Source organism: Streptomyces sp. NPDC101118 (assembly GCF_044759445.1).
GTDB lineage: Bacteria > Actinomycetota > Actinomycetes > Streptomycetales > Streptomycetaceae > Streptomyces.
Window position 1 is genome coordinate 143,736 of the sequence record NZ_JBIVZG010000011.1, and the last position, 18,478, is coordinate 162,213.

The 18,478-nt window shown below is 77.0% G+C and carries 14 protein-coding genes; 4 read left to right on the forward strand and 10 right to left on the reverse strand.

The genetic code is table 11. The annotated features are described in order from the left end of the window. Nucleotides 1-81: 81 nt before the first annotated feature. On the reverse strand, nt 82-1,161 hold the full coding sequence (locus ACIQUQ_RS19510) for an NAD-dependent epimerase/dehydratase family protein (RefSeq protein ID WP_403977264.1): 1,080 nt from the start codon (nt 1,159-1,161) through the stop codon (nt 82-84). Nucleotides 1,162-1,336: 175 nt separating this feature from the next. Next, on the reverse strand, nt 1,337-2,515 hold the full coding sequence (locus tag ACIQUQ_RS19515; RefSeq protein ID WP_403977266.1) for a sulfite oxidase: 1,179 nt from the start codon (nt 2,513-2,515) through the stop codon (nt 1,337-1,339). A 179-nt stretch (nt 2,516-2,694) separates the two neighbouring features. On the opposite strand from ACIQUQ_RS19515, the gene thpR reads away from it, so the two are divergent. Next, nucleotides 2,695-3,282 carry an RNA 2',3'-cyclic phosphodiesterase gene (gene thpR, locus ACIQUQ_RS19520; protein ID WP_403977268.1) on the forward strand — a complete coding sequence of 196 codons (588 nt, stop codon included), beginning with the start codon at nt 2,695-2,697 and terminating at the stop codon, nt 3,280-3,282. Here the strand turns inward: thpR and ACIQUQ_RS19525 are convergent. From ACIQUQ_RS19525 to ACIQUQ_RS19545, 5 genes are read right to left on the reverse strand one after another with little or no spacing between them, the layout of a single operon-like run. Further along, nucleotides 3,240-4,643: a lysine N(6)-hydroxylase/L-ornithine N(5)-oxygenase family protein gene (locus tag ACIQUQ_RS19525; protein ID WP_403977270.1), complete on the reverse strand. Its 1,404-nt coding sequence runs from the start codon at nt 4,641-4,643 to the stop codon at nt 3,240-3,242. The two genes, thpR and ACIQUQ_RS19525, sit on opposite strands and share 43 nt — an antisense overlap. Continuing rightward, the gene (locus tag ACIQUQ_RS19530) at nt 4,640-5,389 is read right to left on the reverse strand and encodes a GNAT family N-acetyltransferase (RefSeq protein WP_403977272.1); all 750 of its coding nucleotides are present in this window, start codon (nt 5,387-5,389) and stop codon (nt 4,640-4,642) included. The genes ACIQUQ_RS19525 and ACIQUQ_RS19530 overlap by 4 nt, the downstream gene beginning before the upstream one ends. Then, nucleotides 5,386-7,158 (reverse strand): IucA/IucC family protein, encoded by a 1,773-nt coding sequence (locus ACIQUQ_RS19535; RefSeq protein ID WP_403977274.1) that lies wholly within the window; start codon nt 7,156-7,158, stop codon nt 5,386-5,388. Before ACIQUQ_RS19535 ends, ACIQUQ_RS19530 begins: the two co-directional genes overlap by 4 nt. Further along, a complete protein-coding gene (locus tag ACIQUQ_RS19540) occupies nt 7,155-8,693 on the reverse strand; it encodes a pyridoxal phosphate-dependent decarboxylase family protein (RefSeq protein WP_403977276.1) in 1,539 nt (512 codons plus the stop codon). The genes ACIQUQ_RS19535 and ACIQUQ_RS19540 overlap by 4 nt, the downstream gene beginning before the upstream one ends. 11 nt (nt 8,694-8,704) lie before the next feature. Then, nucleotides 8,705-10,492 (reverse strand): IucA/IucC family protein, encoded by a 1,788-nt coding sequence (locus ACIQUQ_RS19545; RefSeq protein ID WP_403977278.1) that lies wholly within the window; start codon nt 10,490-10,492, stop codon nt 8,705-8,707. A 231-nt stretch (nt 10,493-10,723) separates the two neighbouring features. On the opposite strand from ACIQUQ_RS19545, the gene ACIQUQ_RS19550 reads away from it, so the two are divergent. From ACIQUQ_RS19550 to ACIQUQ_RS19560, 3 genes are all read left to right on the forward strand, one after another. Then, complete coding sequence (locus tag ACIQUQ_RS19550; protein WP_403977280.1) at nt 10,724-12,322, forward strand: MFS transporter; 1,599 nt, start codon at nt 10,724-10,726, stop codon at nt 12,320-12,322. Between the two features lie 70 nt (nt 12,323-12,392). Continuing rightward, entirely contained in the window at nt 12,393-12,932 is a 540-nt protein-coding gene (locus tag ACIQUQ_RS19555) for an ArsR/SmtB family transcription factor (RefSeq protein ID WP_403977282.1), read from the forward strand. Beyond that, nucleotides 12,929-14,215 (forward strand): MFS transporter, encoded by a 1,287-nt coding sequence (locus ACIQUQ_RS19560; RefSeq protein WP_403977283.1) that lies wholly within the window; start codon nt 12,929-12,931, stop codon nt 14,213-14,215. The genes ACIQUQ_RS19555 and ACIQUQ_RS19560 overlap by 4 nt, the downstream gene beginning before the upstream one ends. Nucleotides 14,216-14,342: 127 nt before the next feature. On the opposite strand, the gene ACIQUQ_RS19565 is transcribed toward ACIQUQ_RS19560, so the two are convergent. From ACIQUQ_RS19565 to ACIQUQ_RS19575, 3 genes are all read right to left on the reverse strand, one after another. Next, entirely contained in the window at nt 14,343-16,502 is a 2,160-nt protein-coding gene (locus tag ACIQUQ_RS19565) for an iron ABC transporter permease (RefSeq protein WP_403977285.1), read from the reverse strand. Next, nucleotides 16,502-17,497, reverse strand: a complete 996-nt coding sequence (locus ACIQUQ_RS19570) for an ABC transporter substrate-binding protein (protein ID WP_403977287.1) — start codon at nt 17,495-17,497, stop codon at nt 16,502-16,504. Before ACIQUQ_RS19570 ends, ACIQUQ_RS19565 begins: the two co-directional genes overlap by 1 nt. Before the next feature lie 163 nt (nt 17,498-17,660). Beyond that, entirely contained in the window at nt 17,661-18,470 is an 810-nt protein-coding gene (locus tag ACIQUQ_RS19575; RefSeq protein WP_403977289.1) for an ABC transporter ATP-binding protein, read from the reverse strand. Nucleotides 18,471-18,478 lie beyond the last annotated feature (8 nt).

An 18,478-nucleotide genomic window follows, 5' to 3' on the forward strand; every position in this document is an offset into this window, starting at 1 on the left:
CCCGGGGCCCGCCCGACCGGGGCCCCGCCCGACCAGGGCCCCGGCGCGCCCCGCCGGGCCCCCGCGCGGCGCCCGGCGGGGCTACCGGCCCCCCGCCGCGGCCCGCTGCGCCGCGGCCGCGAACTCCGTCATGCCCTCCTCGAAGCCGACCCGCGGCAGCCAGCCCAGCTCCCGCCGGGCGAGCGACGAATCGGCCGTGACGTGCCGGACGTCCCCGAGCCGGAACTCCCCCGTCACCACCGGTACGGGCCCGCCGTGGGCCCGGGCCAGCACCGCGGCCATCTCGCCGACGGTGTGCGGTTCGCCGCTGCCGATGTTGTACGCCGCGTGCCGCCCCGCCCCGGCTCGCCGCCCCTCCCCCGGGTCCGCGAGCCGCGCCAGCGCGGCCGTGTTGGCCGAGGCCACGTCCCGTACGTGGACGAAGTCCCGGCGCTGGCCCCCGTCCTCGAACACCCGGGGCGCCTCGCCGCGGGCCAGGGCGGACCGGAAGAAGGAGGCCACCCCCGCGTACGGGGTGTCCCGCGGCATCCCCGGCCCGTACACGTTGTGGTAGCGGAGCGAGACCGCCGAGCCCCCGGTCGAGCGGGCCCAGGAGGCGGCCAGGTGTTCCTGGGCCAGCTTGGTGGTCGCGTAGACGTTGCGCGGGTCGGCCGGGGCGTCCTCGGCCACCAGCCCCGGCGCCAGCCCGGCGCCGCAGCGGGGGCAGCGTGGCTCGAAGCGGCCGGCTTCGAGGTCCGCCACGGCCCGCGGTCCCGGCCGTACGACGCCGTGGACGGGGCAGGCGTACCGGCCCTCGCCGTACACCACCATCGACCCGGCCTGTACGAACCTCCGGACCCCGGCCCCCGCCATGGCGGCCAGCAGCACGGCCGTCCCCAGGTCGTTGCAGGCCACGTAGTCCGCCGCGTCGGAGAAGTCCTTGCCCAGCCCGACCATGGCCGCCTGGTGGCACACCGCGTCCACCCCGCGCAGGGCCCGCCGGACCGCGTCGGCGTCCCGTACGTCGCCGCGCAGGAACTCCGCGTCGGGGAGCACCGGCTCCGCGGGGTGGGCGGCCGGCAGCAGCACGTCGAACACCACCGGTTCGTGCCCCCGGCTCCGCAGGTCGTCGACCACGTGGGCGCCGACGAACCCGGCGCCTCCCGTCACAAGTACGCGCATGCCCGGCACGCTACGCAGCGGGGCGCCGGACCGCGCCGTCCCACACCGCCCCGTAAGACTTCCGTCATGCCGGGCCGGCCCGGGCGGGCGGAACGGGCCGGGCGGGGCCGGGCGGGGCCGGGCGGGCCGGCCAGTCCGGTCGGTCCAGTCGGTCCAGTCGGTCCGGTCAGTCTGGTCAGTCCGGTCGGTCCGGTCGGTCCGGTCCCTGCGTGCCCGGTCGGTCCTGACCGGTGCCGGCCACGCACAGCACCGGCTGGCGCTGGACCTGGTTGTTCGCGAAGCCGCCGCGGTTCCACGGGGGCCGGTCCGGCTGCCGGTTGCCCCGCGCGTCCGCGGCCCGGGCGCACAGCACGTACCGGCCCGGCCCGGCGGACCAGGGGAACGTCCACCGGCGCCAGGCCCAGCGGTGCCGGGCACCGGCCGGCGCCGGCTCCAGCTCCGCGGGCCGCCACGTCGCGCCGTCGTCCGTGCTCACCTCCACGGACGTGACCGGGGCGCGCCCCGACCAGGCGCGGCCCTCCAGCAGCACCGGCCCCGGCCGCAGCACCCGGGTCCGCGACATGAAGTCGGGGAAGCCGGGCGGTACGAGCAGGGCGCGCGGCGCGATCCGGGTGACGGGTTCGCCCGCCTCGCCCGGTTCCTGCCGCAGCCGGTAGGCCACGGTCTGCTGGAAGCCCGTGAACGGGGCGTCGAGGACGGTGATCCGGCGCAGCCACTTCACGTGCGCCATGCCGTACCAGCCCGGCACGACGAGCCTCAGCGGGTACCCGTGCTGGGGCGGCAGCGGGGCGCCGTTCATCGTGTGGGCGACGAGTACGCCGTCCTCGTCACCCAGCGCGGTGCGCACCGGCAGTGCCCGTTCGTAGTCCTGCTCCACGCCGCGCTCGACGCCGTGGTCGGCGCCGGTGAAGACGACGTCCACGGCGTCCGGCCCGACGCCGGCCTCGGCGAGGAGCTCCCGGAGCGGGACGCCCGTCCACTCGGCGGTGCCGACGGCCTCGGTCAGCCACGGCTGGCTGACGGGGCGGGGCGAGAGCAGGGCGCGGCCGTTGCCCGCGCACTCCAGGGTCACGCGCAGCGTCAAGGACGGGCGGGCGCGCAGGGCGGCCACGTCGAGTTCCAGGGGCCGGCGCACCCGGCCGCCGACCGTGAGGGTCCAGTCCTCGCCGTCCGCCCACGGGATGTCGTAGTGGGTCAGGACGTAGTGCAGGCCGGGCGGCGTGACGGAGTGGCGCAGCGCCTCCAGGGGCAGGCCGTGGTTGCGGGCCGCCAGCGCGAGCTCGTCGCGCCCGATCCCTTCCTCCGGGCCGGCCAGCCGGGCCGGGCCGCTGACCTCGCCGAGGCCCTCTGCCATGTGCCAAGTCTGCGCCCGCCGCGCGCCGGTCCACCACCGCGGGCGGCGCCTCGCCCGCCCTGACGGGGCCTGTCCACCTCCGCGGGCGGCGCCCGTCCCGCCCCGGGGCGGGGCCGGTCCCACCGCCCGGGGGCGGGGCCGGTGTGACCGGGGCGGGCGCGGCGCGGTACGAAAGGGGGGTGAACGAGACGACCCGGGACGCGAGCACCGTACGGATATTCATCGCCCTCGCCCCGCCCGACGACGCGAAGGACGAGCTGGCCCGGGCGCTGGGGCCGGCGTACGCGGCGTACCCGGACATGCGCTGGAACCGCATCGAGGACTGGCACGTCACCCTGGCGTTCCTCGGCGAGCTGCCCGCCGGCAGCGTGCCGGGGCTGCAGCCCCCGCTGGCGGAGCTCGCGGCGGCCCGCGGGCCGGTGCGGCTGGCGCTGAGCGGCGGCGGGCACTTCGACGAGCGGGTGCTGTGGAGCGGGATCGAGGGGGACCTCGACGAGCTGCACCTGCTCGCCACGGACGTGCGGGCGCTGGTGAAGGAGTGCGGGATCGACTTCCCGGACCGGCCGCTGCGCCCGCACCTGACGCTGGCGCGGGCCCGCAGGGGCGACAACGCCTCCGTGGTGGAGGCGGCCGGCGGGCTGGCCGGGTTCCGCGGCCGTGGGTGGGCGGCCGCCCGGCTGCACCTGGTGGGCAGCGACTTCGGGCGCGGCCCGGGGCCGATCCGCTACCGCGACATCGAGTCCTGGGGGTTCGGCGGGGCCGGGTGACCGGGCGGCTCCCGGTGACGGGGCGGCGCGAAGCTGGTGAACGCGCTGCGGCGCGGGAGGCGGTAGGCCTCGCGGCCGGTGACGGCGTTGAGGATCGCGGCGTTGCGGACGGCGCCGATGTCGAGGTTCGGTGACGAGACGCCGTGCGAGTGGGTGCCGGCGTTGGCCACGAAGATCCGGCCGGTGACGTCCCCGGCGAGTTCGAGGGAGTGGTCGAGGCGCACCCGGGGGCGGCCTCTGCCGTCCCGCGCGACCAGGCCGGCGACGGGCCCGAGGAAGGCCGGGGTGCGGTCGCGGTAGCCGGTGGCTGCGACGACGAGGTCGGTGGTGTGCGCGAAGGCCCGTCCGGTGTCGCGGTGCCGGCAGCGCAGCACCGCCCGCCCCGCGGGGTCGACGGCGGCCGACTCGACGGTGGTGCCCGGGCGCAGTTCCACGTCGGCGAGCCCCGGCTCCAGCTGCCGCCGGTAGAGCAGTTCGTGGATCTCGTCGAGGGTGCCGGTGGAGATGCCCTTGTGGAACTGCCACTGCTCGCGGGCCAGCCGGTCCCGCGTCTCCTCGGGGAGGGAGTGGAAGTACCGCATGTAGGCCGGGGTGGTCATCTCCAGGACGAGCCGGGTGTAGTCGAGGGGCGCGAAGGACCCGGTCCGGGTGAGCCACGCCACCGCGGGTCCGCCGGCGAGGTTGCGGCCGAGGAGGTCGGCGGCGACCTCGGCGCCCGACTGGCCGGAGCCGACGACGGTGACCCTGCGGGCGGCGGCCACGTCGGCCGTCCGGTACAGGTAGTCGCCGGTGTGCAGCAGCCGGTCCGGGGGCAGGCCGGCCAGGGCGTCGGGGACGTACGGTGCGCTGCCGATGCCGAGTACGAGGTCCCGGGCGCGCAGCACGGGCCGGGTGCCGTCGCCGCGTACCGCGTGGACGGCGAACCGCCCGTCCGCCGGGTCCCAGTGGACCCGCTCGACGCGGTGCGCGAAGCGGAGGGAGGGCAGCCGGGCCGCCGCCCAGCGCAGGTAGTCCTCGTACTCGCGGCGGGAGGGGAAGAAGTTCTCGCGGACGGTGAAGGTGTAGAGCCGGTCGTTGTCGTGGAGGTACTCCAGGAACGACAGGGGGTGGCGGGGCGAGACGAGGGTGACCAGGTCGGCGAGGAAGTTCACCTGCATCGAGGCGTCGCCGAACATCAGCCCGCGGTGCCAGGTCAGTTCGGGGCGCTCCTCCAGGACCACGAGGTCGAGGCCGTCCACGGTGGAGGCCAGGGCGGCCAGTCCCAGGTTGAAGGGGCCGCAGCCGATCGCGATCACGTCGTGTGCGGTGCCGCTTCCCGGGCCGGGGCCGTTGCGCGTGCCACTGGGGGTGCCGTCGGTCACGGGAGGTCTCCGTCCGTCCGCGGGTGGACGAGCAGGGCGGCGGTCTTGTCGGGGAGGACGACCTTCCCGGCGGGGCGGAAGCCGGCGGCCTCGAAGGCCCTGAGGGAGGGCGCGTTGGTGACGTCCGGTTCGGCGACGACGCGGGTGCAGGCCGGGTCGGCGGCCAGCAGCGCCTCGGCGAGGGCGCGCAGCAGGGCGCGGCCCCGGCCCCGCCCGGTGCGGTCCGGATCGCCGATGGCGAGGTGGACGCCCAGGTCGTGGGGCAGGTGCGGGTAGTGGCCGGCGAGGCGGTCGCGGGCCACCCGGTACACCTCGGCGTAGGCGAACGGACGGCCGTCGAGGGCGACGAGCAGCGGCAGCACCGCGTCGCCGGCGAGGTGTCCGGCGATCTCCTCGTGCCAGCGGGGGCGCGGCCAGGCCTGGTGCCAGAAGGCGGCGACGTGCGGGGCCGCCATCCAGCGGTGTACGAGGTCCAGGTCGGCGCCGTCGGGCCGGGCGACGCGGGCCGACCAGGGGGCGGGCAGGCGCGGCAGGGGCGGGGCCGGTGCGGGTGCCGGGTCCGGGGTGGCGGGGGCGGACACCGGGTCCGGAAGGTCGGGGGCGGACACCGGGTCCGGGGGGTCGGGGGCGGACACCGGGTCCGGGGGGTCGGGGGCGGACACCGGGTCCGGGAGGTCCGGGGCGGACACCGGGTCCGGGGTGGCGGCGGGGTCGTCGGCGTCGGGGTTCCCGGGTGGCGGGGTCATGGGGCGGCCTCCCTCAGGGGGTTGGGCGCGTCGAGGTAGACGGACTGGGCGTCGAGCGGGGCGAGCACCTCGTCGATGCCGTGCAGCCGCGTGAGCAGGTTGGCCTTGCAGGGCAGGGTCGCGGCCGTCAGCCAGCGGCGGGCGAGCCGGTCGCCGTCGGGGCCGGCCTCGGCGAGGGCGGGCAGGGCGGCGCGCAGCCGGCCGGCCAGGACCCCGAGCAGCCGCCGCTCGTCGGCGAGCCCGTCGACGGCGAGGCAGCCGACGACGGCGAGGGCCTGGTTGCGCAGCAGGTAGTACGAGAGGCGGTCGTCGACGAGGGCGTCGTCGGTGACGGCCAGGGTGGTGGCGCCGGTGCCCAGCCGGTCCAGCACGTCCGGCAGGCGGGAGGCGGCCAGGTAGTAGCCCTGGTTGTCGCGGAAGGCACCGCCGGTGACGCGGCCGCGCGGGTCGAGCCGGACCAGGGTGTTCTGCTGGTGGGCCTCCAGACCGATGCCGGTGGCGGCGTACAGGTGGAGCATCGGGACCAGGACGCGGTCGGTGTAGGCGGCGGTCCAGCGCTCGGCGGCCCCGGTGCCGAGGGCGGCGACGATCCCGCCGAGGGCACTGCGGCCGAGGCCGGGGCGCGGGGCGACCAGGCCGGCGAGGCAGCGCAGGTCGGCGATGCCGTCGGGCACCTCGCGCACGGCGACGTCGAGTCCGGTCACCTCCGGCCCGCCGGGGCGGCCGGGTTCGTCGACGGCGAGCCAGGCCGGGTCGCGGGTGACGGTGAAACCGGGGTGGGCCTTGAGGGTGCCGTCGGCGTGCCCGGCGTCGAGGAGCCGGTGGACCTCGACGCCCCGGTGCAGCTCGGTACGGGTGGACTCGCGGCGGGAGTTGGTGAGCCTCAGGCCCAGCGAGAGCTTGAGCATCACGCGGGCGTCCGGCCGGTACACGGTGCGCAGGCTGGACGTCGGCCACCAGAGGGGGCCGAGCGCGCCGAAAAACTCCAGCGCGCCGGAGTCGAGCAGGGCCCGGATCCGGGGGCGCTGGAGCAGGTCGCGGGCCTGCCAGGGGTGGGCGGGTACGAGCACCCGGCCGGGGCCGGGCCGCCGGCCGGCGAGGCGGGCGAGCAGTCCGGGGGCGTCCCGGCCGTCGAGGGCGGGGGCGCTCGCGACGGCGTCGTGCGAGACGGCGGACGCGTCGGCGGAGAACCAGTGCAGGGGGAAGGAGCCGCGCAGTTCGGGCGAGAAGGCGGTGGCGTCACGGTCGGAGAGGCCGTCGCGGCTCTTGGGGGCGGGGTGGTTCAAGTGCCCGAGGAGGAGGGCCTGTTCGGCGTCGAGGAAGCCGTCGGTGCCGGGCGGGGGCTGGGGGCGGGCGCGGCGGTCGGCGACGAACAGGGCGGTCCGCCGTACGGACTCGGCGGTCCGCTCGACCAGGTCGGCGGCCTCGGGCCGGGGTACGCCGCCGGGGCGGGCGCCGCCGCGCAGCGCGGCCTCGGTGGCCAGCAGGGCGACGGCGGTGACGGGGTCGGCGGTCGGACCGAGGGGGCCGCCGGGGCCGTCCAGGCGGACGGCGGCGAAGCGGTGCCAGCCGGTGGGCGAGCGGTGGGTGACCTCGGTGACGAGGGAGAGTCCGGCGGTGGGCAGCCCGACGCGGAGCGGGCCGGGGGCGACGGGGGTGCCGGTCTCGCGCAGCCAGCACCGCAACAGGGCTTCGAGGTGGGCGTGTTCGGCGGCGGCCCGCGGGTCGGGGTCGTCGAGCGGGTCGGGGACGGATTGCGCCGTGCTCATGCGGCGTCCTCCTCCAGGAGTGGTGCGCAGGTGCGGCCCGCGTCCAGGACGGCGTCCAGCAGGCCGTCGATGTCGGCGGGGGTGGCGGCGGGGTTGAGCAGGGTGAGCTTCAGGCAGACGCGCGGGCGCGTGCCGGGACCGCCGGTACGGGCCATGGTGCGGCCGACGAGTGCGGCGCCGCTCTCCAGCAGGTGCCGGCGCAGGGCGGCGTTGAGGGCGTCGGCGGTGCCCGGCCGCGTGCCGCGGTGGCGGAACACGACGGTGGTCAGCTCGGCCGGGCCGACGAGTTCGAGGTCCGGTTCGCCGCGGACGCGGCGTTCGGCGTGGCGGGCCAGGTCGTGGCAGGTGTCGACCAGCCGGCCGAGGCCGGTGCGGCCGTAGGCGAGGAAGGTGGCGGCGGCCTTGACGGCGTCCGCGCGCCGGGTGGTCTGGAGGCTCCGGCCGAGCAGGCCGTCGTACCCGGCCTCGGCGTCGTCGGCCGGGTTGAGGTAGGCGACCTCGCGTTCGAGGGCGGCGAAGGCCGCGGGGTCGGCGACCAGCAGGGCGCCGGCGGCGGCCGGCTGCCAGCCGGTCTTGTGCAGGTCGAGGGTGACGGAGTCGGCGAGTTCGAGTCCGGCGAGGCGGCCGGCGAGGCGCTCGGAGAACAGCGCGCCGAAGCCGTACGCGGCGTCGACGTGCAGCCACAGGCCGCGCGCGGCGGCGATGCCGGCGATCTGCGGCAGCGGGTCGACCGTGCCGAAGTCGGTGGTCCCGGCGGTGGCGACCACCGCGACGGGCGTACGGTCCGGGCCGAGCGCGTCGAGGGCGGCGGCCAGGGCGTCCGGCCTCATGCGGCGGCGGGCGTCGACGGGCAGAGGGTGGACGGCGGCCTCGCCCAGGCCGAGGGCGGCGCAGGCGCGGTGGGTCGAGAAGTGGGCGAGTTCGGAGCAGAACACCACCGGCCCGGGCAGGGCCGCGACGCCGTGCCGCCGGACGTCGAGGCCGCGCCGGTGCGCGGTGGCGTCCCGGGCCAGGAGCAGGGCCATCAGGTTGGAGAGGGAGCCGCCCGGGGTGAGGACGCCGTCGGCGCGCTCGCCGAGGCCGGCCAGGCCGGCGAGTACGCCGACGACCCAGCGTTCGACCGCGAGGGCGCAGGCGCCGGAGTCGTAGGTGTCCAGGGAGGCGTTGCCGGCACCGGCCAGGGCGTCGGCGGCGACCGCGACGGTGAGCGGGGGCGGCTGGAGGTGGGCGGCGGCCCAGGGGTGGGCGAGGTCGATGCCGTGTTCCGCCAGTACGCCGGCCAGCAGCCGGAGCGCCCGGTCGGTGCCGAGTCCCCGGTCGGGCAGCCGGGCGGGGCCGAGGGCGGCGGCCGCTGCGGCGAGGACGGCGGCCGGTGTGCCGGCGGGCAGGGGTCCGTCGGCGCGGCGGGCGGCCGAGGCGGCGCCGGCGGCGACGGCCAGGGCGGCGGTGACCCGGGCGAGGCCGTCGCGGGCGGCGGCGAGCCGGGGCGGAGGGAGGGACGACGCCGGGGGGCGGGTCCCGGTCAGGGGTGTCACGGCGGTACTCCTCAGCCGTCGGCGAGCGGGTTGGGGTGCGTGCCGTTCGGGTGGAGCGCGTGGCGCAGGGCGCGGTCGCCGTAGCGGGTGACGACGATGCGGTCGCGGTTCAGGCCGTACCGGGGGATCTCGGGGGTGAGCAGGTCGTACTCGGTGAACCGCGGGGCGAGTTCGGGGTGGCGGTGCTGGAAGTCCAGGACGGTCTGGCGGACCAGGCGCCAGAACTCCGGCTCGGGGACGCCGAGCTGGTCGGCGCAGAGGGGTGCGAGGTAGCGGAAGTGGCCGACGAAGACCTGGTCCATGACGTGCTGCCTGATGACGGAGGGGTGCTTGCGGGGCAGGACGTGGTCGTGGCCGTCGGGTTCCGGGCCGCGCTCCGGCACGTCGGTGAAGGAGACGCAGACGTCGTCGACGAAGTCCTTCAGGTAGAGGCGGACGGGCACCTCGTCGCGGTCGTAGCCGATGAGGGTGTTCTGGCCGTGCGGGTTGAAGGTGATCCCGTACCGGTAGAGCACGTGCAGGAGCGGTACGAGCAGGGTGTCGAAGAGGCGGCGCAGCCAGTCGCGCGGGTCGAGGCCGGAGGCGCGGGCGAGTTCGGCGGCGAAGGCGGTGCCGGTGTGGTCGGTGTGGAGGAGGGCGGCGAAGGTGCGGACGCGTTCGTCGGGGTCGCGGTGGGCGGAGACGGGTTCGCGCCAGATGCAGCCGAGGGTCTCCAGGTGCTGGTACGGCGCGTCGGGGAGGGCGGACAGGTAGGGGTGGCGGACGGTGACGGACGCGACCTCGCCGAGGAAGGCGGTCCGGCACGTCCCGGTGAGGAAGGCGTCGCGTGCGACGAGTCCGGTCAGCCACTGGGTGACGACGGGGGCGCCGAGGGCGCAGTGCGGCGGGATGCCGCGCCAGACCAGGGTGTTGAGGATCCGGAGGGGGAGCTTCACGTCGTGACGGCCGGGGCGGCTGGTGTTGGCCATGGTGCGGACGGACTGGCCCGGCAGGTACTGGTCGGGGCCCTCGCCGAGGGGGACGATGCGGCGCTGCGCCACGTCGGCGGCGTGCAGGGTCTGGACGGCGTGGTCCCACTGCCAGGGGTGTACGGGCAGCCACACGTAGGCCCGGGGGTCGAGGCCGGCGTCGCGCAGGACGGCGGCGAAGCGGCTGCGGGTCTCCTCGTCGAGTTCCCGGGCGAGCAGCGCCTCCTCGGACAGCTCCGAGGTGCCGCGGAACTCGGCGAGGCCGCGGTGGACGGCCGCCCAGCGGAGCCGGAGGGGGCGGGCGGACTCGGGGGCGTAGCGGCGTACGTCCTCGGCGGAGAAGCCGATGCGGCCCTTGTTGGCGACCAGCAGGCTGTGTCCGGTCATCCGGCACTCCAGCTCGGTGTGGCCGAGGGCGCGCAGTTCGGCGGCGGTCTCCCCGGGGCGGGTGAGGCGGGCCGCGTCGGCGGCGAGGGTGGCGGAGAGTTCGGTGAAGTAGGTGGCGATGGTGGAGGGGTCGCTGTCGAGGGTCGATGCGGCCTCCATGAGGAAGCGGAGTGCGTCCCAGGCGGGCTGGGCGACGGAGTTGCCGAGCATGCCGGTGGCGGTGCGGGTGATCGAGGCGGGGTCGACGCGCAGCCAGCCGAAGGCCCCGGGGGTCGCGGAGAAGGCGTAGGTCGTGCCGCTGTGGAGGTCGACGCGGTAGCCGCCGCCGTCGGTCGCGACGGCCTTCAGCATGTCCTCGAAGCACCATTCGCCGATCGCCTTGGCGAGCAGCCGGCGGTTGGCCTCCCGCCACGCGGAGGGGGCGACCTGGGGCAGATCGGGCACGGGATGACGGGGACGACTGGGCATCGGGCGGCTCCGCGGTCTGTCCGGATCGGTGCGCACGGGGCGTCTGGACGCCCAGGCCCGGCCAAGATTAGGTTAGGCTTACCTTAGGGACAAGGTGCGCTTTCGGACGCCCGGGCGATCACTGCCAGTTGACGGTTCATCAGGTGCTCACCAGGTGCAACACCGGTGGCAGACCGGCCTGTTGCTCCGGATCGGAGAGGTCCGCCGATGCCCCACCGCTCTCGTACGCCCCGCTGGACGCTCGCCCTCGTGAGTGCCGGGGGCGTGATGATGACCCTGGACGTCACGGTCGTGAACGTCGCGCTGCCGGGCATCGCCCGCGACCTGGACAGCGGGCTCGGCACCGTCCGGTGGACGGTGTCCGCGTACTCCCTGGCCTTCGGCGCCCTGCTGCTGTCCGCGGGGGCGCTGTCGGACCGGACCGGCCGCCGGGCCGTCTTCACCGCCGGCATGGCCCTGTTCACACTGGCCTCGGCCGGGTGCGGGCTGGCGCCGGACGCCGGCGCCCTGGTGGCCGCGCGGGCCGTCCAGGGGGTGGGCGGCGCGCTGGCGTTCGCGCCCACCCTCGCCCTGATCGCCGCCGCGTACGAGGGCACCCGCCGGCAGTCGGCGATCGCCGCGTACGCCGCCCTCGCCTCCGCGGCCGGGGCGCTCGGGCCCGTCGTGGGCGGCGTGCTGGTCCAGGCGCTGGGCTGGCGGTGGATCTTCCTGGTCAACGTGCCGATCGGGGTGCTGGTGGTGGCCGGGGCGCTGGCCAGGATGCCGGAGCCGGCGGCGCCGGGGGGTGCGGGGCGCCGGGCCGATCCGCTCGGCGCGCTGCTGGGGGTCGGGGCGCTGCTGGGCGTCCACTACGCGCTCACGGCCGGGCCGGACGCGGGGTGGACGGCGTGGCCGGTGCCGGTGTCGGCGGCGGCCGGCGTCGTCCTGGCGCTCGGACTGGTGGCCAGCCAGCGCCGCGGGGACGGGCTGGTGGACCTGGACCTGCTGCGGATCCGCGCGTTCGCGGGGGCCGCGGTGCTGGGGTTCCTGGCGCGGCTGTCGGGGCTGGGCGTGCTGGCCTTCGTCACGCTGTGGCTCCAGGGTGCGCAGGGCCACTCGCCCCTCGAAACGGGCCTGCGCCTGCTGCCGCTGACGGGCAGCCTGCTGCTGGCCGGCCTCTTCGCGGCCCGCCTGCAGCGCGCCTTCCCGGCCTCGACGCTGGTGGCCTGCGGGTTCACGGCCCAGGGGCTCGGCCTCCTCGCCCTGGCGGCATCGGCGTGGCCGGGGGGCGTGGGCGGGGAGGGAACGACCGTCGCGGGCCCCGGCACCTGGGAGTCCCCGGCCGCCGCCACGTGGCCCGGCGCCGGGCCGGCCCTGGCCTTCGCGGGCCTCGTGGCGATGGGCGTGGGAGCAGCCGTCATCTTCCCGCCGCTGCTGGGCGTGGCGGTGGGTGCGGTGCCGGCCGACCGGGCGGGCATGGCCTCCGGGCTGACCAACGCCTGCCACCCCCTGGGCACCGCCACGGGGGTCGCCGTCCTCGGGGCCCTGTTCTCGGCCCGCCTCGACGAGGTCCCGGGTTCCGCCGCGACGGCGGCGGGCGGGGGCGCCTCGCGGGAGGCCTTGGAGACCGGCCGGTTCGACCTGCTCTCCCCCGCCCTGCGCCCGGCGGCCGAGGCCGCGTTCTCGGCCGCCTTCGCCGCGGTCTGCCTGGCCGCCGCCCTGGTCTGCCTCCTCGGCGCCCTGACCGCCCGCACCCTCAGGGCACCGGCGGACCCCGCCGCGGACCGGGCCGGACGCGCCCGTTCCCGTACCGCACGCAGCAGTTGAAGAACAGGTTCCGGAAACGCGCACGGATAACCCCTTGCCCAATGGTCAAGAAGTGTTGACCATTGGGCTCATGCCCACTGACGATCTTCCCGAGACGTTCCACGTCACCACGGACGAGCAGCTGCGCGCCGTCTCCAACCTCACGCGGCACCGGATCATGGCCGTGCTCCGCTTCGAGCCCGCGACGATCACCCAGATCGCCGAGCGGGTGGGCCTGGCCAAGGGGAGTTCGAGCTACCACGTACGGCTCCTCGAACGCGCCGGCCTGGTGAAGGTGGTGCGCACCCGGAAGGTGCGGGGGGTCAACGAGCGGTACTACGCGATGGCCGCGCGGTCGATCGCGCTGCCCGATCCCGGCGAGGGCGGCCCGGACGTGCTGATGCGGCACGCGGTGGCGGACCTGGAGGCCGCGCCGGCGGACGGTGCGCGGCACGTGCGGATGGCGCACCTGCGGCTCACCGACGAGCAGTTCGCGGAACTGGGCGCCCGCCTGCAGGCGCTGGCGGACGAGTACCGGGAGCTGTCCGACCCGGCGCTGCCGGACACGTCACTCGTCTTCGCCCTGTTCCACCCGGCACAGGGCGCGCAGGCCGGGGGTGACGCCAAGTGACCTCTGACGCAAGGAAGTTCCCGACCGGGTTCGGACGGCTCTGGACCGCGCAGACGGTCTCCTCGCTCGGCGACGGCGTGCTGCACGCCGCACTCCCCCTGCTCGCGCTGACGCTGACGCGGGACCCGATGGCGCTCGCCGTCGTCACGGCCGCAGGGACGCTGCCGTGGCTGCTCTTCGGCATGCTCGGCGGTGCGCTGGTCGACCGCTGGGACCGCCGGCGCACGATGTGGGTCGCGGACGCGGCGCGTGCGGCGCTGCTCGCGGTGCCGGCGGCAGCGGCCGCCCTGAACGTCCTCACGATCCCCCTGCTCGCGGCCGTCGCCTTCCTGCTCGGCCTCGGCGGGCTCTTCTTCGACACGGCCGCCACGGCCTACCTGCCGGACCTGCTCGGCCGTGACCCCGCGCTCCTGGAGCGCGCCAACTCCCGCCTCCGCGGCACCCAGACCGCCGCCTCCGGCTTCGCGGGGCCGCCCGCGGGCAGCGCCCTGCTCGCGCTCGGGCGGGCGGTTCCGCTGCTCGCCGACGCGGTGTCGTTCGCCCTCTCGGCGCTGCTCGTACGGTCGCTGCCCGCCGCGCCCCGGCCCGTACCGCAGGTCCGCGAGTCGCTGCCGCGGCAGGCCCGGGCCGGTGCCTCGTACGTGTTCCGGGACAGGCTGCTGCTCGGGCTGGCGCTGCGGCCCGCCGTCGGGAACGTCGCCTTCGTCACCGTGGAGACCGTCCTCGCCCTCTTCGCGCACGACCGTCTCGGCATCGGCACGTTCGGCTTCGGCCTGCTCCTCACTGCGGAGGCCACCGGCGGTCTGCTCGGCGCGGGCATCGCGTCGTTCCTCGGCCGGCGGCTCGGCACGGGCGCCGCGCTCACCTGCACGGCCGCCGTCGAGGGGCTCGCCGTCCTGGGCCTCGCCGCCGCCCCGAACCCGTACGCCGCCGGGCTCGCGCTCGCCGTCTGCGGAGCGGGGGTCGGCGCCACGATGGTGCTCGCCCCCTCCCTCCGGCAGGCGATCGTCCCCGGCCACCTGATGGGCCGGGTGGCGTCCACCTCCCGCATGCTCGCCATGTGCGCCGCCCCGTTCGGCGCCTTCCTCGGCGGCTGGCTGGCCACCGCCTACGACGTGCGCACCCCGCTCTACGCAGCCGCCGGCCTCCTCCTCACCATGACCGCCGTCACCTCGACGATGACCGGCAACCGGCGCGTCGAGGCGGCCCTGCGTGCCGCAGCGCAGGGCGCCGAGCCGGACCGCCCGGAATCCCGTGAGCCCGTCGGGCGGGAGGCCGTCTGAGGCTCCGCGCCCGCCGGGGCCGTACGGCCGGCCCCGGCCGGGGTGGTACGGCCGGGCCCCGGCCGGGGTGGTCCTGCCTCGCGGACGGAGGACCGGCTGTCGGGCTGCCGGGCGGGCGGTCGGGCGGTCAGGTCCGGCGCAGGAGCCAGATCAGGTACGGGGCGCCCAGGACGGCGGTGACGATGCCGGCCGGAATCTCGGTCGGGGCCAGCAGGCGGCGGCCCAGGGCGTCGGCGGCCACCACCAGCACCGCCCCCAGCACGGCCGCCATCGGCACGGCGCGGGCCGCGGCACCGCCCACGAGCCGCCGGGCCAGGTGCGGGGCCACCAGTCCGACGAAGCCGACCGCACCCACCGCCGCGGCCGTGCCCGCGGCCAGCACCGCCCCCGCACCGAGCACGAGCAGCCGGGCCCGGCCCAGGTCCAGCCCGAGGGCGCGCGGCAGTTCGTCGCCCAGCGCCAGGAGGTTCACCGGCCGGGCGGCGGCCACCAGCGCCACCGCGGCCAGGGCGGGCAACGCGAGCCAGCCCAGTGCCGTGAAGTCCCGCCCGTACGTGCTGCCGGCGAGCCACGCCAGCGCGGAGCCGAGGTTCAGCTGCGCGCCGACCACGATCATGTTGACCAGCGCCATCGCCGTGGCAGCGGCACCCAGCCCGACCAGCACCACCCGGGTCGGGTCCAGGCCGCCCGCGCCGCCCCTCCCCCGGGCCACCAGCACGACCAGCGCCAGCATCAGCACACCGCCCGCCCCGGCGGCCGCCGGCAGCACGGCGAGCGGCGCCGAGGGCACCAGGACGATGACCGCGACCGCGCCGAGTGAGGCACCCCCGGTCACCCCCAGCAGCCCCGGTTCCGCCAGCGGGTTGCGCACCACCGCCTGCACCGCCGCCCCGGCCACCGCCAGGCACGCCCCGGCCAGCGCGGCCACCAGCACACGGGGCAGCCGGAACGCCACCACCGCCTCGGTGAGTTCCCCGGCCGAGCCGGACACCGCGGCGGCCAGCTCGCCCCATCCGACGTGGACGTCGCCCACCCGCAGCGACACCAGCACCGCCGCCGCCAGCACCGCGAGTCCGCCGCCCAGCACCACGGCGAACGCGGGCCCGCGCCGCCGGGCGGACACGGTGACCGCCGCCCCCGTGTCCGCGTCCCCGGTGCTCACCCGCCGGGCCAGGACCATGAACACCGGGCCGCCGACCAGCGCCGTCACCACCCCCACCGGGATCTCCGCCGGCTGCGTGGCGGAGGGCCGCACCACCAGCTGCGCGGCCGCGTCCGCCCCCAGCACCAGCACGGCGGCCACCAGCCCCGACAGCGGGAGCAGCAGCGCGTGGGCGCGGACGCCGGTCTGCCGTACGACGACCGGCGCGATCAGCCCCACGAAGCCGACCGGGCCGGCCAGCGCCACCGCGGCCGCCGCCAGCACCACCGCCAGCAGGAACGCGAGCGGCCGGACGCGCTCCACCCGTACGCCCACGGACCGGGCCGTCTCGTCGCCCAGGGACAGCAGGTCCAGCGGCCGGGCCAGCAGCGGCGCGGCCAGCGCACCGGCCGCCACCAGCGCGCCCAGCGTGAGCGGCCGCGCCAGCCCGGTCTGCATCAGCGTGCCGTTGCCCCAGAAGAACAGCCCCCGGGTGGCCTGCACGTCGAGCATCTGGAGGAACTCGGCCGCCGCGGTGCAGGCCAGCGCCACGGTCGCCCCGGCCAGCAGCACCCGGCCCGGGGCCGGCACGCCGCCGGCGCAGAGCACGTACACCAGCGCCACGGCCAGCAGACCGCCGAGGAACGCGGCGCCGCCGGCCGGTACGGGACCCAGCCCGGCGCCGGTGAACGCGACGGCCACCACGGCGAGGTGGGCCCCGGCGTTCACGCCGAGCGTGTCGGGGGCGGCGAGGGGGTTGCGGGTGGCCCCCTGGACCAGCGCCCCCGACACGCCGAGCGCGATGCCGACGACGAGGCCGGTGAGGGTGCGCGGCAGCCGGCTGCCCAGCAGGACGTCCTCGGTGCGCGGGTCGCCGTGGCCCAGCAGCAGGCCGGCGATGTCGCCGAGCCCGGTCCCGGACGGGCCGAGGCCGAGGTGGACCACGGCCGTCAGGCACAGGGCGAGGACGAGGCCCCCGCCCACGAGCAGGGCGCGCGAGCGGGGGGTGGCCGGGGGGCCGGCCCTGCGACCGGCCGGGCCGGTGACCGGGTGCCCTGCCGCGCGGGAGGCGAGGCCGGTGGCGGTGCCGGCAGGAGCACCCCCCTCTGCGCCGCCCCCGCCTCCGCCGGGTTCGTGACGTGTCATCAGACCTTCAGTGCCTTGCCGGTCTCGACCAGCAGGTGGACGGCCGACAGCGGTCCGCCGAAGAGCCAGGTCCCCGGGTCGAGCGGCAGCGCCCGGTCGTTCTTCACGAAGTCCAGGCCCCGCCACACCGCGTTTCCGGCCAGTTCGCCGGTGAACGGGTCGTCGTCCTTCGCGGCGACGTAGAGGAAGGTCGCGTCCCGCTCCACCCGGGTCAGCCCCTCGACCCCGACCGTGGTCATGCCCCAGCTGTCCGGCTGCCCCCGCCAGCCGTTGCGCATCCCGGCCAGGCCGAGGACCTGCGGCGCGAACGCGTCGTCGGTCAGCATCCGGATCGAGGCGGCGCCGTTGGCCGTGAACCCCTGGGCGAGGGCGTACGTGAGGCCCGCCTTGCCCGCCCGGTCCAGCCGGCCCCGCAGCCCGGCCGCCTCGGCGTCGATCCGCGCGACCACCCCGGCGGCCCGGTCCGCCCTGCCCACCGCCTTCGCCAGCTCCGTGAAGTTCCGCTTCATGGTGCCGAGCTGCGGCTTGGTGGTGTACGTGAACGACACGACCGGCGCGATGTCCCGGAGCTGCCGCAGGCCGGCCTTCGAGCGCTCGTCGTCGATGACGATGAGGTCGGGCCGGAGCGCTTTGATCTTCTCCAGGCTGGGTTCGTTCCGGCTGCCGACGTCGGCGACGGCTCCGGGCAGGCCCGCGCCTGCGGCGGTGATCCAGGTGCGGTAGCCGGTGTTGTCGGCGTTGCCGACCGGGGTGACGCCGAGGGCGACGAGCTCCTCGGCGTACGTCCACTCCAGGGTCACCACCCTGGTCGCGGGCCGGTCCAGGGTGACCGTGCCGCGCGCGGTGGCCACGGAGACGCGGGCGGCGGTGTCCCCGTCGCCCTCCGTCCCCTTCTCCCCGTGGTCGCCGACGGTCCCGGATCCGCAGGCCGCCAGGGTCAGGGCCAGGGCCGCCGCGGTGGCGCCCCTGGCGAGGGTGCGCAGGAAAGCGTGCATGGTGGGTCCTCCTCGTGTACCGGTACCGGCCGTGCGGGCGCAGCGCGCCCGCGGTGGGGTGACAGGGCTGACGGGGTGACACAGGTGGCTGGGGCGACGGACGGCCCGAGCCGTGCGGGTGGGGCCCCGGCCGTGCGGTGGGCGCCCGGGCCGGCGTACGCGGTCAGTCCGCCGCCGGGCTTCCCGGCCGCCGCGGGAAGCAGGCGAGGTACCCGCTCGCCGGATCGCGTACGACGTCGACGCGCAGCCCGAACGCGCGGTGGATGACGTCGGGGGTGAGGACCTCGCCGGGCGGTCCGGCAGCGGTGACCGCGCCGTCGGCGGCCACCACGACCCGGTCGGCGTAGGCCGCCGCCTGCATGAGGTCGTGCAGGACGACGCCACAGGCGATGGCGTGCTCCCGGGCCAGCCGGCGTACGACGTCCAGCACCTCGAACTGGTGCCGCAGGTCGAGGTACGTGGTCGGCTCGTCCAGCAGCAGCACCCCGGCCCGCTGCGCCAGCACCATGGCCAGCCAGGCCCGCTGGCGCTCGCCGCCCGACAGCTCGTCGAGCCGTCGTCCGGAGAGCGGCGCGGCGTCGGTGACCTCCAGCGCCCAGCCGACGGCCTCCGCGTCCTCGGCGGTGTGCCGGGCCAGGGCGCCGCGGTGGGCGTACCGGCCGTGCCGGACGAGTTCGCGGACCGTGACTCCGGCCGGCACCTGCGAGGTCTGGGGCAGGAAGGCCAGGCGCCGCGAGAGTGCGCGGCGCCCCAGGGAGGCCAGCGGTGCCCCGTCGACGTGCACCTCGCCGCCGAGCGGCGGGAGGAGTCCGGCGACGGTGCGCAGCAGGGTGGACTTGCCGCAGCCGTTGGGGCCGAGCAGGACGGTGATCTCGCCGGCCCGCAGGGTCAGCGTCACGTCCTCCAGCACGGGCGAGCCCGCGTGCCCGACGTCGAGCGCGTTCGCCACGAGGCGCACGTCAGCCAAGGACACCGTGTTCC